Source organism: Pseudomonas sp. MPB26 (assembly GCF_046605355.1).
GTDB classification, from domain to species: Bacteria; Pseudomonadota; Gammaproteobacteria; order Pseudomonadales; family Pseudomonadaceae; genus Aquipseudomonas; species Aquipseudomonas cedrina.
In genome coordinates, this window is record NZ_CP176793.1 from 1,405,128 (window position 1) to 1,420,810 (window position 15,683).

Consider the following 15,683-nt stretch of genomic DNA (forward strand, 5'->3'; position numbering starts at 1 on the left):
AAAATGACCTTTTGCGGCGTTGTGGTGGCTTGTCGTATTTACTTAATGGATCAGCCAGCCGATACCGACACCCAGTACCAGCATGGCCGCCAGCTTGATCCGCTCTCGCCGCTTGCGCCGCGCCTTGGTCAAGCGCTCTTCCGCCGTCGCCACATGCAAACCGAAACCGGTATGCAGAACCGCATCGCCTTCCAGAGTCACGGCCGCCAGGTTCAGCTGCGCGTAACGCTTCGATAGCCCCTTCTCCCCTTCGAACCCGGCATAGGGCGCGCACAAGCGATATTCCTTGATGCGTCGCAACCCGGGGTTCAGCGAAAAACCCTGCCACTCTGGCTTGTCGGACAGCAGGGGATAACACGGCACCCCGCCAATCACTTCGCGCGGCCCCAAATGGATATAGGGGCTGTGCACCTGCAAGTCGTAAACATAGTTGCGCAGCCACACCTGCAAAATATCGGGCCGCTGCTCCAGCACCGTCTTGGAGTCCTCGACAAAGCCCGGTCGATAAAACGCCCAGTCATCCTCGCAATGGAATATGTAGGGGGTCTTGACCGACTCGTAAGCCAGGTCGATGGACGCCAACTGCCCAAGTTTCGGGCGGTTGATCAGGAAAGTGCAATGACTGTACCAGTGCTCGGGAACCGCATGGCGCACGGCGTCGTCACCGGAGTCTTCGGTAATGAAGACTTCGCGTATCGCCGCCGTATTGAACAGATCGAAGCTCTCGAGCGTGCGTTTCAACAAATCGAAGCGACCGCAACTGGTCACCACGAGCGTTATGTCGCTTTGATCGGAGAATTGCATTAACGCCTCGATAATATCACATAGCCATCATTTGCGGCCAGTTAGCCGATATCAAACGCCCAGCTTCAGACGCAACCTTTCCAACACGCTTAAGGTAGCACGGGGCCGCAACGGCGCCTTGAGGGCTTCGACAATGCGCTGGCCGATACGCGCAAAGCTGAACTGGCTAACGGCAAGCGCCTGCCCGCAACGCGCAATATCTGCCGCCAATTGCGGGTTGGACCGCAGCACTGCGAGTTTTGCCTGCAACTGCGGTATGTCCTTGTAGAACACCACATTGACCATGTCCTCGAACCCCAAGGCCGCGTTTTCCTCGGCCCCCTGGTCGAACGCCAACAATACACAGCCACAGGCCATGGCTTCGAAGTTCTTGATCATGTACTCGCCCATGTCCACATCGGCGCTGACGAAAAATCGGATCCGGTTGAGGGTCGCACAATATTCCTCACCGGATTTGGTGCGCGTCACCACCAAAGGTTCAACCCGTGCCAGCTCATCGAGCAGTGCCTTGCGACCACTATAGGCCACGCTGTTGGTACTGCCGACAAACGCCAGTTCGATATCCCGCTCGCGGTCCTGGGGCTGCAGCAGGGCCTGGTCGTAGCCTTTGGGCACGAATACCGCGTCAAAGCCTTCGGCGCGCAGGCGTTCGGTCACCATGAAGCCCGAGCTGATTACCCGCGCCCAGGGCAGCCGACGGTAATGGGCGCTGAACTTGCCGGTGTATTTGCAGGGAATGTAGTTCTGGTAAGCGTCGTGCTCGAGGATCACCAAGTTTGGCAAGGTACGGATAAATCCGGCCTGACGGATCTCCTGCTTGAACCGCAGAAAGAACACAATGCGGTCGTAACGGGCCACATCGACTTCACGCCGAAAGTAGCCGCGCAGGTTGCGCTGCTCATCGCTGCTCAACCAGCGAATATCGCAGTCGCAATGTTCGGCCACGCCCTCGTACAGGCGATCAAGGATGGCGCGCTGCTCTTTCTGCACCAGAAACAAGACTTTCATTACATTCCCTTTTTCACAAACGCCAGAACAACTCATGCCGTCGTACGGCCTTGCGGAAAAACTCGTTCTCACCATAAGGCGAACGCGCACGCCCCGCCAACATCCGCTGCAGCCAACGCCGTACACGGCGCTTGAACGGCGCCGCCGGTTGCAGGTCATGCATCATGCCCAGCGCCATGGCCTTGTCGCGCTGCTGCACCAAGGTCAGGGGAAGGCAGCAGGGGATCAGTTCTTCAGTGGCGTCGAACAGCGGCGGCAATGCAATGCCGGCACCGGCGTCGCCCATGGGCCAGCGGTCGTTGTCATGCAGGTGATTGGCGTAGCCCAGCACGGTGGTCGGCTGCCACTCCAGGCCCTGCAAGGCTTGCAGCACCGCTTGTTGCGCACAGAGGTGATCGGGGTGCGGGTCCAGCACCGGATGCGGCAACACGATCACTTCGGGGCGCGCCATCGACAGCACGTGGCGCAGATCGGCCAGCAAATTGTTCCAGGTGGGCAGGCCGTCGCTGTCCGACGGCAAGGGGAACGGATTGAACTGGCGAAAGGGTCGAACGTCCGTCAGCTCTGCTTCACGGGAGGCGAACGGCAGGTCCGGCGCGGCCTGCATCGCTTGCAATTGCAGGCAGAAGTAGCCCAGTTGCACGCAATGGGCCTGCGGCACACCGGCCCAAAGCGGCACGGCGATGCTGTCCCAGGCGCGCAGGCGGCCCTTGATGCGCGAGGCCTCGACCGCATCCAGGCCCATCCGCTCATAATGTTCGGCTTCAATCTCCCCCGCGGTCAGGGTGACGATCCAGGGTTTTTCAGCCTGGCTGTACAGGCCGAAGGCGGCCAATTCGGCGTCGTCGGCATGCGGGGCGATGACCATCACCCGTTGTGCGCGGTAATCCGGATGGGACCAGGCCCACAGGCGGGGTGAGCCGAGCAATCGGCAATGCCGCCCGCGCAGACGCAACTCACCCGCCGCCAACATCGGCGCCAGGCCGCTGAGGTTCAGGTAACGCACGCCGTTCACGCCACGCTCGAAGGTTTGCCGGTCACCCGCCAGTTCGACGCCAGGGTCGAGCAAACGCCCCAACCAGGTGCTCTTGACCTTGATCGCCAGCACCAGCGTCGCGCCTGCCTCCAGCGCCATCGGCTGATCGAGCAGCAAACGGTCGCCATCAAGGCGCACACCCGCCAGCTCGGCATCTGCCGAGAAACGGTATTGGTAATCTTCGTTGGGCGCATAGAACAGATGGTCGGCAAACCAGGCTTCATGGGCGACCCAGGCCAACAGCGCCAACAGCAACGGTAGCCACCAGGCGACAAGGATGCCGAGCACCACCAGCAGCAACACGCCGACCATCAACGCCGTGCGCTTGTTGCGCCGGTGACGCTTGAGTAATTGCTGCTTGCGGGTCATACGCTGAATACCTGCACGGGGTTGCACCAACGGTCCTTGTATTCACGGTCGGCACGGCCAAAGGAAAAACGCAGTGGCTTGCCGACTTCGCGGGCCTGCTCCCAGGCGCTTTGGGTGTTGACAAAACTCAGCACGCTGCCTGGGCTGAAGGCGCGGGTTTCGGGGTCAACCCCACCGTTGACGTACTCCACGCTGATCCATTGCGGCGACTCGACCCGGTACACCAACTGGATGGCGATGGGCGCGTCGTTGAGAAAAATCACCGAACCGATCAACCATTCACGCATCAGTTCGATCACCTCGGTCATGCGCTCGGCGCCCGTGGCGGCGAAGCCCCAGCGGCGCAGGAACAGGTCGCAGTAGATGGACGCCAACTCCACGCTGGAAAACTCACTGACAGGCCGCACCAGGCCGCCCGCTTCTTCCAGTAAGCGCAGTTCGCGGCGCTGGTTGTAGCGAAACTTTTTCGACAGTTCTTCGGGGGTACGCGCCATGGCCAACTGCTCGGCCTGAAGCTTCAGGCCACTGAAACGGCCCTCGTTCAGCGTCGACAGGTAGCGCGCACGCTGGCGCAGCGGCGCCTGCGCATCGGCGGCGGCCGGCAGGATCAGCTCGGCATTGCCGAGGTCGAACAGGCCCTTCTTGCCGCTTCGCTTGAGCACATCCTTGGACAGCGCCAAGTCGCGCCCCCAGGTGGCGATGCACGCCTTGAGTTCACCGGCCTGCTCCCAGGCCAGGTAACGCACCGGAATCTGCGCCAGGCCGGCCAGGCGCTCGATCACCTGCGGATGCGTCGCGACGCTGCCGCCAAAACGTTGCCAGGCCTCGCTGTAAGCCGGCGCATCGACGACGGACCAGCCGCGCTCGCGCCAGCCTTGGAATCGATTGAGCATCAAGCCCTCGCAGTCAGTTCAATGACAGGCGGCAATTGCCAGAAGGCAGCGCGTACCGCCTGATCCGAGAATCGTGCATGCAGGCGCTCCAGCATCAGCTCGGCACACTGGCGTCGCTGCTGCTGATCCATCGCGGCCAGGTGTTCCAGCCCTTGGGCCAGGTGCTCGGCGTCGCCCAAGGGAAACAGGATGCCCACGCCTTCGACCACTTCGCGCGCGCCGCCACAGGCGGTGGCGAGCAAGGGGACGCCGGCCGCCATCGCTTCAAGCAGCACCATGCCGAAGGGCTCGTGGTCGGAACTCAATGCAAACACATCAAACGCGCGGAAATAGCGGCGCGCATCCGGCACCTGGCCAAGGAACAGCACCTTGTCGGCAATCCCCAGCTCGCGGGCCAGTGCCTTCAGGTCCTGCTCCAGGCGCCCGGTGCCGAGGATCGCCAAACGGCTTTCAGCCGGCAACTGCTTCAATGCCAGGGCAAAGCCCTTGAGCAGCGTGGCCTGGTCCTTGTCCGGGTGCAGGCGGCCGACATTGCCGACCACCCATTCATCCGGTGACAATCCAAGGGCGTCGCGCGCTTCATCCCTGGAAACCTGCAGCGCTTGCAGGGCCTCGACATCGATGCGGTTATACAAAGTCTGGATACGCGCCTGCGGCCATTTCGGCAGGCAGCGCCGGATGTCGTCACGCACGGCGTCGGAAACCGCCAGCAAGCTCAGGCGCTTGTGGAAAATCGAGGCAAACAGCCGACGGCCGCGGCGCTGGTAGTCGCCAAAGGCATGATGCACCCCTATCACTTGCAACCGCGTGGCGAGCAGTGCGATATAGATCGGCTTGGCGCGGTGCGCGATGCAGAAACTGAAATGGCGCGAGGCGGCAATCTTGCGCATCTCGGCGATGGCGCCCAGCTTGAGGCCACGAATGGCCTTCGAGCTGTACTCCATGAACAACACTTCATCACTGGCGCAAGCGGCCGCCACCTCAGGGTCGGCGACCCCGGTGAGGAACACCGTGGTCACCTTGTAGCCCGAGTCTGCGAACAGGCTGGCGTACTGCCGCGCGCAATCGAGAAACGGCCCGTCATAGCCGTGGCAGAACTGCAGGACGTGGCGGTCAGCCGAGCGCGTCATAAGGGTCCACGCCGTCTTTGACGACCAGGATGTCTTCCATGATCAGGTACTGCAGGTCGGAACCGAAGAACATGTTCAGCGCGTCGGTCGGCGAGCAGATCATCGCTTCGCCACGGCGGTTGAGCGAGGTGTTCAGGGACACACCGTTGCCGGTGAGCACTTCGAGTTCTTTCATCATGTCGTAGTAGCGCGGGTTGTATTCGCGCTTGAGCACCTGGGCGCGGGAAGTACCGTCTTCATGCACCACTTCCGGCACGCGGGTCTTCCACTCTTCGGACACTTCAAAGGTGAAGGTCATGAACGGCGCCGGGTGATCGACCTTGATCATCTGCGGGGCGACGGTGTCGAGCATCGACGGGCAGAAAGGCCTCCAGCGCTCACGGAACTTGATCTGGTGGTTGATGCGGTCAGCCACGCCGGTCGCGCTTGGGCAACCGATGATCGAACGACCGCCCAGGGCACGCGGGCCAAACTCCATGCGGCCCTGGAACCAGGCCACCGGGTTGCCGTCGACCATGATCTTGGCGATGCGCTGGGGCATGTTTTCGATCTTGCGCCAGTTCGGCTTGCTCTCATGTCTGGCGCAGGCGGCGATCACGTCTTCGTTGCTGTAGGACGGGCCGAGGTAGACGTGCTCCATCTTCTCGACCGGCACCCCACGGGCATGGGACACGTAGGCCGCCGCACCGACCGCGGTACCGGCATCGCCGGACGCCGGCTGCACGAACAGCTCCTTGACGTCGTCACGGGCAATGATCTTCTGGTTGAGCTTCACGTTCAGCGCACAGCCGCCGGCGAAGGCCAGCTTGCCGGTGTCCTTGAGGATGTCGCCCAGGTAGTGGTCGATCATCTGCAGGGCCAGTTTCTCGAACAGCGCCTGCATGCTAGCGGCGTAGTGGATGTACGGCTCGTCGGCGATGTCGCCTTCGCGCTTGGGCCCCAGCCACTCGATCAGTTTGGGCGAGAAGTAGAAACCCTTGCCCTTCTCTTTATAACGGCGCAGGCCGATCACGTTGGCGTAGTCGGTGTTGATCACCAGCTCGCCGTTCTCGAAGGAGGCCAGGCGCGAAAAATCGTACTTGCTGGCATCGCCGTACGGGGCCATGCCCATGACCTTGAACTCACCGTCGAGCATCTCGAAACCGAGGAACTCGGTGATCGCGCCATACAGGCCGCCGAGGGAGTCCGGATCGTAGAATTCCTTGATCTTGTGGATCTTGCCGTTTTCGCCGTAGCCGAAGAACGTGGTGGCGTACTCACCTTTACCGTCGATGCCCAGGATCGCGGTTTTCTCCTGGAACCCGGAGCAGTGATAGGCGCTGGAAGCGTGGGCCAGGTGGTGTTCAACCGGTTCGATCTTGATTTTCTTCGGATCGAAGCCCAGTTGCTCCAGGCACCAGACGATCTTGTTGCGATAACGTTTGTAGCGACGGTTACCCATCAGGATCGCGTCGAGGGCGCGGTCCGGGGCGTACCAGTAACGCTTGGCGTAGTGCCAGCGCGCCTCGCCGAACAGGCTGATCGGCGCGAAAGGGATCGCTACCACGTCAACGTCGGAGGGCTTGATGCCGGCCTGTTCCAGGCAGAACTTCGCCGATTCGTAGGGCATGCGGTTCTTTGCATGTTTGTCGCGTACGAAGCGCTCTTCTTCGGCGGCCGCGATCAGCTTGCCGTCGATATACAGGGCTGCGGAAGGATCATGGCTAAGGGCGCCGGACAGGCCAAGAATCGTCAATGCCACAGGGGTCTCGCCTCTTTTAGTCTGCATGCAGGCGGGTTGCGCCTGAAAAAAGTGTGCTTCCCGCCTGGGCAGGAAACAGCTAAAGGGCGGGATTATAGCTTAAAAGCAGGGGGGAGCTGTTAGCGGCAAGTGGCAAGATGCGTTGGCCGGGTCAGCGATAGATTCTGATGTTGCCGTCTTCGGTTTGCCGATAGATCGTATAGGGCAGCACGACCGTGTCCAGCGCACCTGATACGACGATATCAGCCAGCGCCAGGGGAATGAGCACCCCCGTGGGGTCAGGCGCGGCGTGCAGCAGGCAAAAATCGAACGCTACGCCGCTGTAGATACGAGGAATGGCTTCGCAGTAGGTTTTTTGCTTGCGCAGTTCACGGGTGGCGGCAATGTCGTCGCGAAACACCGTATTGAACGTGCCGCAGCCGCTGACCGCCAATGAAACGATGCCCAGTACTGCGAGTGTTCTTAGTGTCATGGCGAGTCTCCGATCAATCGTTCGCCACGCTAGCACCCGCCCCCCCGTCGGTTCAGCTTCGGCACACCGACAGGGCGCGTAAGAAACTTCCGAGAATGGCAAAAGATCACCGAGCCATTAAACTTGCGTCCTTTTGCGCGTTTATCCCCCATTGCGCCACGGATGCCGGCTGACTCATGAATACCTTCACGCGCTGCACCCTGTTGCTTCCCGGCCTGCTGCTGAGTAATGCCGCACTGGCTGATGACGCACCGCTGGTCCTCGACCCCAGCGTGGTCACCGGCTCACGCAGCGCCAGCCCGGCCTTCGACCTGCCCTACTCGGTCGACGGCATCAGTCGCGAGCAGATCAGTGAGGGTCAACTGGGCATCAACGCTTCCGAAGCCCTGGCCCGTGTACCCGGCCTGGTGGTGCAGAACCGCCAGAACTATGCCCAGGACCTGCAGATTTCTTCCCGTGGCTTCGGCGCCCGTTCGGCCTTCGGCGTGCGCGGCATCAAATTGATCGCCGACGGCATTCCCGCCAGCACCCCGGACGGCCAAGGCCAGGCGGCCACCTTCAACCTCGACACCGCCGAGCGCATCGAAGTGCTGCGCGGCCCGGCCGCCACGCTGTATGGCAGCAATGCCGGCGGGGTGATCCAGATGTTCTCCCGCGACGGTGAGGGCCCGCCGCGCATCGGCGCCGAAACCCTGGTGGGCAGCGACGGTTTGAGCAAGCACCACCTGACCGCCGAGGGCGCAGCGAAGGGCGCAGGCTTCGTGCTCGACGCCTCACGCATGGACACCAACGGCTACCGCGACCACAGCAGCGCGCGCCGCGACCAGACTTTCGCCAAGCTCAACGTCCAGCCGGATGACGACAGCAAGCTGGCGCTGATCTACAGCAGCCTGGAACAAAACGGCACGCAGGACCCGCTGGGGCAGACCTGGGCGGCGTACAAGGCCGATCCGCGTTCGGTGAGTGCGAATGCGCTGACCTACAACACGCGCAAAAGCATCGATCATCAGCAAGTGGGGATGAATTACGAGCGCTACATCGGCGATGCGACGCTGCAGGTGAATGCGTATACGGGGCGCCGGAGCGTGATTCAGTACTTGTCGATACCCAAAGGCACGCCCGCTAACGAACGCGGCGGCGGCGTAGTGCAATTCGACCGCAAGTTCTACGGCGCCAGCGTGCGCTGGATGCAGCCCGTAGAAAGCGCGCCGGGCGAGTTGATGATCATCACCGGCCTGGACTTCGACCAGAGCGAAGACAGTCGCCACGGCTACCAGAATTACAGCGGCAACACCCTTGGCGTGAAAGGCCAGCTACGTCGTGATGAAATTGACACCGCGCGCAGCCTCGACCCTTACATCCAGGCCAACTGGGCCTTGGACCGCTGGACTTTGCAAGCCGGCATTCGTCACAGCACCATGGAATTGGCGGTGGACGATCAATTCCTCAGCAACGGCAATTCCAGCGGCAACAAGACTTACCAAAAAAACACTCCATCGATGAGCGTGATGTACGCCTTCACCCCGCAGCTGCATGGTTATGTCAGCGCAGGCAAAGGCTTCGAAACACCGACCCAGGCCGAACTGGCCTATGCGCCGGGCAGTGTCGAGGGCTTCAACTTTGGCCTGAAGCCCTCGCAGAGCACCCAATACGAGGTGGGACTCAAGGCCCAGGTCGACAACACGCGAATCAACGCCGCCGTTTTCCAGATCACCACCGAGGATGAGCTGGTGGTTTATCAATCCCTGGGTGGCCGCACCAGCTATCAAAACGCCGGCCGCACCCTGCGCCGCGGCTTCGAACTGGGCATCGAGAGCCAGCTCAGCGAACACTGGACCTCCAACCTCGCCTTCACCCGCCTGCAGGCCATCTACGACAGTGACTTTGTCAGCGGCGGCGCAACCTCCGTCGACAAGGGCAACTACCTGCCCGGCGTGCCGCAAACCACAGTGTTTGCCGAACTGAACTGGAAACCCCGCGACTGGATCAGCACTGCCATCGAAGGGATTTACCGGAGCAAGGTCTACGTCGAGGACACCAACAGCCAACACGCCGCACCGGCCTACAGCGTGTTCAACTGGCGTGCGCGCTTCGAGCAGAACGTTGAACACTGGACCTTTCACCAGACCTTGCGCCTGGACAACCTGCTGGACCGCCAGTACGTCGGCTCGGTCATCGTCGGCGACGGCAACAACCGCTATTACGAAGCAGCGCCAGGGCGCTCGTGGTATGCAGGCGCAGGCGCGCAGTACGCATTCTGATCAGCGCGCCTCGCACAAAACGTGATGCGGGCGGTCCAAAGGCCTGATCAAACTTCCGGTCTGCAAGGAACGCACATGAAACACATCGCGGTTATCGTCGCCCTCGGCCTGCTCAGTGGTTGCGGCGTGCAAGGCCTCAAAAGCGGCGACAAGGCCGACGCCCCGTATAAAGACATGCTCAAGAAGCCGCTGATGGCCGACTCGATCATGCGCGATGGCGATGACCTCAGTTACCAGGTCCAAGTCACGCTGACCGACAATGCCGCCGTGCCGGACATCGCGCAAATTCAAGCGTCCTGTACCACCCCCAGCGGGAGCCTGCTGTTCATGGAGGCCCCCGGGACCCCGCGGCCCGATGGCCAACCCACGCGCATTACCGTCATGCGCAACCTGATGCCGGCGGTAATTGGCGAGCTGCAACAGAACACCAGTTTTACCGACGCCTGCGCCCGCACGCCGCGCCCGGATTGGCGCCTCGTCAGCACTACGGGCACCCAACGCCAATTGTTGATCGACCGTGCCAGCCTCAAGACCGTGGGCGACAAACTCGAGTTCTGGGGCGCCTACGATGAGCCGCTCATCCTGATCAACAAACTCAAGAAGATGCCCTATGCCCAGACGCGCATGCACTGGGAGGTCAGTTGCAGCCGCCAGACCTATCGCACCCTGGCCGCCTTCAGCCTCACCCCGAAAAACACGGTGACCTTCGGCAACGTAGTCGCCATCCCCGTAGACCAGCCCTTCAGCAGCGCCGAAGCGGACACCCGGACCCTGCTCAAGGCCGCGTGCTCACCGGCAACCGCGCAGTTGCCGGTCGCCGTTGCGCGCACAAAGCTCCCGCAATCCCTGACACCCGCCCCTGTCCCGGCAGCGGTGACAGACGCGATCGCCGCATTGGGCATGCCCGTGACAGCCAAGCCTCTGCGCCATCTTTTGGAGAAGCGTGACTTGGGCTCTTCCAGCTTGCGCACTGACGTGTTCATTGAGCCTGCGGCCGGGAACAGCCCGCTTAAAATCCGCCGGGCCACCCAATTTTCGAGCACCCGCATCACTACATTCCGAGGTTTGTTCAGCCTGACCTTCCAAAGCGATTTCGAACTGCACGGGATGAAAGTTTCGGCCGCAAGCAATGTTGAGCAACTGAGCTTTACCGGCGACTGGAAGCAGATGCCGATCGGTGCAACGCTGGGGTTCACACTCAAGGAGCTCAATCGCAACACCGCCGAAGAGGATCGCGTGCTGTCCCGCGATTCGACCTGCGTCGTGGCGCGCGAACTGCCAGCCAGCAGCATCAACTCGACACTCAGTGGCAATGCGAAGGCGCTCAACTGCACTATCACGGGTGATAACTACCAGGCCACCAGCACCGTCATGTACCTGCAGGACTACGGGTATTTCTTTACCACCCAGGACGTCATCCAAGGCAAATATAAAACCCATACGACACTGGTCAACGCACAATAGCCTCGACTAATAGCGCTCAAGCAGGCGCCGACTGGCAAAGCTGAAGGTCAACACTGCAAAGATCAGCACGCCGGTCGCCACCTGCTGCCAGTAGAAATTCCAGCCAATCAGCAGCAGCCCATTGGCGATGACGTTGATGAACAGCACGCCCAGCAGGGTCCCGGGAATATTCGCCCGGCCCTGTCGGCTCAGTGTAGTACCGATGAACACCGCGCCAATCGCGTTGAGCAAAAACGCATTGCCGGACAGCGGCACGTACGCGCTGACCGTCGAGCCGAGCAGCACGCCCGCCACACCGCAGGCCAGCGCGGTCGCCAGGGCAACCACGGTGACAATGCGTCGCACCGACACCCCTGAGTAATACGCCAGCAGCGGCTGGGTGCCCTGAGCCAGCAACTCACGCCCCAGGCGTCCGCGCGCGAGCGCCAGCCCGTACAACAGCCCCAGCCCCAAGACAATCAGCAACGGGGTAAGACCCGTCAGCTCAGGCTTCGAGCCTTGGGCGATGTAGATCGGCTGGCCACCGTCCGAGAGCAATTGCTGGGCGCTGGTGCCGATAAACAACGTGCCCAGGGTGGCAAGGAACGGGCTGATGCGCAGCCCGGCGATCAGGCCTGCATTCACCACGCCCACCAGTAGCGCCGCGATCAGCGCGCCTGTCGCGGCGAACGCCCAACCATGACCGGCATTGAGCAGCACCACAAAGCTGAAACTGGCGAAATCCAGCGACGTGCCCACCGACAGGTCGATACCGCCGGCCGCCACGGCGTACGTCATGCCGATGGCGACAATCGCCAACAGCACGAAATTATTCAGCACCAGGCTTTGCAGGTTGCCGACACTGAGAAAGCCCGGCGCCTGCAGCGCAAACACCACGACGATCAGCGTGAACACCAGTGGCAATGTCAGCGGCAATAATGCGCGTGCGCTCATGCCGTCGCCCTCCGGTTCAACGCGCTGGACGCTGCGACGACCAGCAGGATCAAAACGCCCTGCACGCCGTTGACCCAAAAGCTCGAGACGTTAAGCAATTGAAAGCCATTGATCAAAAACCCGATCAACAGCGCCGCCAGCAAGGTGCCCGGAATGCTCGCCACCAGGCGCCGGGAAAACACCACACCGAGAAAGGCAATCGCCACCACCGACAGCAGCATATCGCCTGAACCCGTGGTGCTGCCGCTGAAAAAAGCCGCCGAACACAGCGCGGCCACGGCGGCAGACAGACCCGACAGTAGATAGCTCGACAACACATAGCGGGGCACGCGGATACCCGCCGCCTCGGCAGCCTGGGGGTACTCTCCGACCGCGTGCAAGCGCAACCCGTAGGGCGAATGCTGGATCAGCAAGGTCAGCAGCCCGGCCATCACCAGCAGCACCCATGCCAGGGCCGGCACGCCCAGCCACGCCCCGCCGCTGAGCAGATCCAGCAACGGCGAGTCAGTGGAGACCACTGTGTTTTCGGTCAGCACCAGTTCCAACCCGGCCAGCACGTTCATGCTCGCCAGGGTCGCCAACAACGGCGGCAAACGCAGCACCACCACGGCCAGCCCATTGAGCAGGCCGACCCCCAGGCCGCATGCCAGGGTCAGCAACAGCGATACCCAAAGCTCCAGGCCGGCATTGTTGAGACGGCTGAACACCGCCGCACACAACCCCAGGTTGGCCGCCAACGACAAGTCGAGCCCACCGGCGACGACATTCGAGCCACCGCCGATAATCACGCAGGTCAACCCAAAAGCCAGCACTCCCAGGATCGCTGACTGGCTGAACACATTGGCCAGGTTGCCCAGCGACAAGAAGTTCGGTGCCGCCACGGCGAACCCCAACAGGATCGCCAGAAATACGCCCACCGACCCACGCCGCAGCAGTGCTTCAAGCATGTTCAACCTCCCGCACCGACGTAGCCGCCGCCGGTACTGCCCCGGTGGCACACGCCAGCAACTGATCACTGTCAGCCTCACCCGCCCGAAATTCACCGGCGATTTCACCGCGATGCAACACCAGGATTCGATCGCTGATGCCCAGTAGCTCAGGCAGATCCGAAGACAGCACCAACACTGCAGCGCCCTGCTCCACCAGGCGCCCGATCACCCGATAAATCTCGACCTTGGCCCCCACATCCACCCCCACGCAGGGTTCGTCCAGCAGGTACACAGCTGAACGGCGACTGAGCCACTTGCCCAGGGCGACTTTCTGCTGGTTGCCGCCGCTGAGTTGGCTGACCGCCGCCTGCGGGCCAGACGTCTTGATCGCCAGTTCATCGATCAGCCGCACACTTTCCGCCTGCTCCCTGGCGCGACTCAACAGCCCCCAGCGAGTGAACCTGCCAAGGCTCGCCAGCGTGAGGTTTTCCAACACCGACAACAGCGGGGAGATTCCCTGGCTGCGCCGCTCTTCCGGCACCAGGGCAAACCCTGCGGCAATCGCCTGGCCCGGCGAATGCAGGCGCAGCAAACGCCCGTTCAGATGAATGCTGCCGCTGTCGGCCTGCTCGACGCCGAACAGTGTCTTGAGTAACTCCTTGGCGCCCGAACCCACCAACCCGGTGAGACCGACGATTTCACCGCGCCGCACATGCAGGTCGATCTGCCGATAGCGCCGCGCCAGGCTCAACCCGCGCACTTGCAGCAATGGCTCGCCCAGCTCGACTTTGGCCTTGGGGTACATGTCCTGCACTTCGCGATTGACCATCAGCCGCGCAATGTCAGCACTGGAAGTGTGCCGTGGCTGCACCACCGCCACGTCCCGACCATTGCGCAACACCGTGACTTCATCGCACAGGCTGTCGATTTCCTGCAGGTAATGGGAGATGTACAAAATCGACAAACCCTGGTCGCGCAGGCGCTTGACGATGCGCAGCAACTGGTCGACTTCACGCTTGACCAACGCCACGCTGGGTTCGTCGAATATCAGGATCTTGGGCTGGCGGATCAACGCCCGCGTGATCTGCAGCACCTGGCGCTCGGCGCTGTTCAATTCGCCCACCAGCGCGCCGGCCGGCAGCTGCAGGTCAAAGTACTCCCCCAGCAAACGCTGCGCCTCGCGCTGCTGCCGACGCCGGTCCACAAACGGGCCTCGGCGTAATTCATGGCCAAAAAACAACGCCTCCCCCACGGTAAAACTCGCCGGCAACAGGCGCTCCTGGTGGATGAACTGCACCCCCAATGCGTCGACCTGGCGCGGTGACAACGCACCATACGTTTGACCGCCGATACTCACTTGCCCGGCGTCGGCCTTGTGGATGCCGGCCAGCACCTTGATCAAGGTCGACTTACCGGCGCCGTTTTCGCCCACCAACCCATGGATGGTGCCACGCTCGACCTTGAGGCTCGCATCATCCAGCGCCAACGTGGCGCCAAAGCGCTTATGCAGGTTTTGCAGGTGCAACGCCGTCATCAGTCACCCCGCAATTGCTGGACCTGCGCCAGGTTGCCAGCGGTGGTCAGCAACGTGGCCACATGGGTCTCCCTGGGCAAGTCACGTTGCCCGGCCAAGTAGCGCGCAACGTTCTGCACGGCGGTCTTGCCGATCAGCGCCGGCTGTTGCGCCACTACTGCGCCGACCGGTGAGTTCGCCTGGCCGACCAGAGCGAGCACTTCAGGGGTGCCGTCGACGCCATAGGTCTTGATTTCGGTGCGTTTGGCATCGATCAACGCCTTGCTCGCGCCCAATTGTGGAATGTCCCACGCCGACCAGATCGCCGAGACGCTGCCCGCCGGGTACTTATTGAGCAGTGCCGAGACCTGGGAGTACGCGTCCTGCACGGTATTGGGGATCACGTCGCGCAGCTCGGGCTGGATGATTTCCAGCTGTGGATAATCCTTGAGCGCCAGCTTCAACTGGTCATAACGGATCGCGCACACCGGCACGCCATAGAAGCCGTTGAACACCAGGATCTTGCCCTTGCCGCCGGCATCCTTGATCAACTGATCGGCCAGTGCCTTGCCGGTGGCGACGTTATCCGAGGTGGTGTTGTTGAGGCTGTATTGCGACGGTGCATCGATGGTGAACAACGGAATGCCGGCTTTGCTGATGCGCTTGAGCCAGGGATCGATCACGCTGAGGGTGCCAAGGGTCTGGATCACCGCATCGGGCTTCTGAGTGACCACGGTTTGCAGCTGGGTGACCAGGTTCTTGTCATTGCGCCCGGCATCAAGCGTGATGGGGGTACCACCGAGGCGCTTGATCTCATCGACCTGGGCCTGGAACGCCTTGATATCGAAATAATGACTGGTACCGGTCATGCTCACAGCGATACGTTTGCCGGCCAGGGACGGCACGGCATCGTCGCCGTCGGCTGCGTGGGTTGTGCCGCCCAGCAACAGAGCGGCGCCGAGGCAGATCAAACGGGAAAGCGTGGAAAGGCTGGAAGGCATACAGGGCTCCTGAGCCACCGGTGAAAGGGTTCACCCAGTGGCAATGCAGAGCTCATGCCAGGAATTTTATTCAGTTAAATCAGCAAGATAAAAACCATGAACGAAAACGAACTGTCGTTCCCAGGCACA

The 15,683-nt window shown here is 61.8% G+C and carries 13 protein-coding genes; 2 read left to right on the top strand and 11 right to left on the bottom strand.

The genetic code is table 11. The annotated features are described in order from the left end of the window. Positions 1–42 precede the first annotated feature (42 nt). The 7 genes from ACLH0H_RS06565 to ACLH0H_RS06595 form a co-directional block, all read right to left on the bottom strand. Positions 43–804 (bottom strand): glycosyltransferase family 2 protein, encoded by a 762-nt coding sequence (locus tag ACLH0H_RS06565; protein WP_411381416.1) that lies wholly within the window; start codon positions 802–804, stop codon positions 43–45. Between the two features lie 51 nt (positions 805–855). Then, complete coding sequence (locus ACLH0H_RS06570; RefSeq protein WP_411381417.1) at positions 856–1,812, bottom strand: glycosyltransferase; 957 nt, start codon at positions 1,810–1,812, stop codon at positions 856–858. Between the two features lie 13 nt (positions 1,813–1,825). Continuing rightward, positions 1,826–3,217: a PIG-L deacetylase family protein gene (locus ACLH0H_RS06575; protein WP_411381418.1), complete on the bottom strand. Its 1,392-nt coding sequence runs from the start codon at positions 3,215–3,217 to the stop codon at positions 1,826–1,828. After that, entirely contained in the window at positions 3,214–4,110 is an 897-nt protein-coding gene (locus ACLH0H_RS06580) for a GNAT family N-acetyltransferase (protein ID WP_411381419.1), read from the bottom strand. Before ACLH0H_RS06580 ends, ACLH0H_RS06575 begins: the two co-directional genes overlap by 4 nt. Continuing rightward, complete coding sequence (locus ACLH0H_RS06585) at positions 4,110–5,240, bottom strand: glycosyltransferase (protein ID WP_411381420.1); 1,131 nt, start codon at positions 5,238–5,240, stop codon at positions 4,110–4,112. The genes ACLH0H_RS06580 and ACLH0H_RS06585 overlap by 1 nt, the downstream gene beginning before the upstream one ends. After that, positions 5,224–6,981, bottom strand: coding sequence for a carbamoyltransferase (locus ACLH0H_RS06590; protein ID WP_076951814.1), 1,758 nt, complete (start codon positions 6,979–6,981; stop codon positions 5,224–5,226). Before ACLH0H_RS06590 ends, ACLH0H_RS06585 begins: the two co-directional genes overlap by 17 nt. A gap of 151 nt (positions 6,982–7,132) precedes the next feature. Next, on the bottom strand, positions 7,133–7,453 hold the full coding sequence (locus tag ACLH0H_RS06595) for a YceK/YidQ family lipoprotein (RefSeq protein ID WP_411381421.1): 321 nt from the start codon (positions 7,451–7,453) through the stop codon (positions 7,133–7,135). A 176-nt stretch (positions 7,454–7,629) separates the two neighbouring features. Between ACLH0H_RS06595 and ACLH0H_RS06600 the strand changes: the two genes are divergently transcribed. Next, a complete protein-coding gene (locus ACLH0H_RS06600; RefSeq protein WP_411381422.1) occupies positions 7,630–9,714 on the top strand; it encodes a TonB-dependent receptor family protein in 2,085 nt (694 codons plus the stop codon). Between the two features lie 75 nt (positions 9,715–9,789). After that, positions 9,790–11,178, top strand: a complete 1,389-nt coding sequence (locus ACLH0H_RS06605) for a hypothetical protein (RefSeq protein WP_411381423.1) — start codon at positions 9,790–9,792, stop codon at positions 11,176–11,178. Positions 11,179–11,184: 6 nt separating this feature from the next. Here ACLH0H_RS06605 and ACLH0H_RS06610 read toward each other — a convergent pair whose 3' ends face one another. The 4 genes from ACLH0H_RS06610 to ACLH0H_RS06625 are packed head-to-tail and all read right to left on the bottom strand — an operon-like array spanning position 11,185 to position 15,554. Next, positions 11,185–12,111: an ABC transporter permease gene (locus ACLH0H_RS06610; protein ID WP_411381424.1), complete on the bottom strand. Its 927-nt coding sequence runs from the start codon at positions 12,109–12,111 to the stop codon at positions 11,185–11,187. Continuing rightward, positions 12,108–13,058: an ABC transporter permease gene (locus tag ACLH0H_RS06615; protein WP_411381425.1), complete on the bottom strand. Its 951-nt coding sequence runs from the start codon at positions 13,056–13,058 to the stop codon at positions 12,108–12,110. The genes ACLH0H_RS06610 and ACLH0H_RS06615 overlap by 4 nt, the downstream gene beginning before the upstream one ends. Next, a complete protein-coding gene (locus tag ACLH0H_RS06620; protein ID WP_411381426.1) occupies positions 13,051–14,574 on the bottom strand; it encodes a sugar ABC transporter ATP-binding protein in 1,524 nt (507 codons plus the stop codon). The genes ACLH0H_RS06615 and ACLH0H_RS06620 overlap by 8 nt, the downstream gene beginning before the upstream one ends. Then, on the bottom strand, positions 14,574–15,554 hold the full coding sequence (locus ACLH0H_RS06625) for a sugar ABC transporter substrate-binding protein (protein ID WP_411381427.1): 981 nt from the start codon (positions 15,552–15,554) through the stop codon (positions 14,574–14,576). The genes ACLH0H_RS06620 and ACLH0H_RS06625 overlap by 1 nt, the downstream gene beginning before the upstream one ends. Positions 15,555–15,683 lie beyond the last annotated feature (129 nt).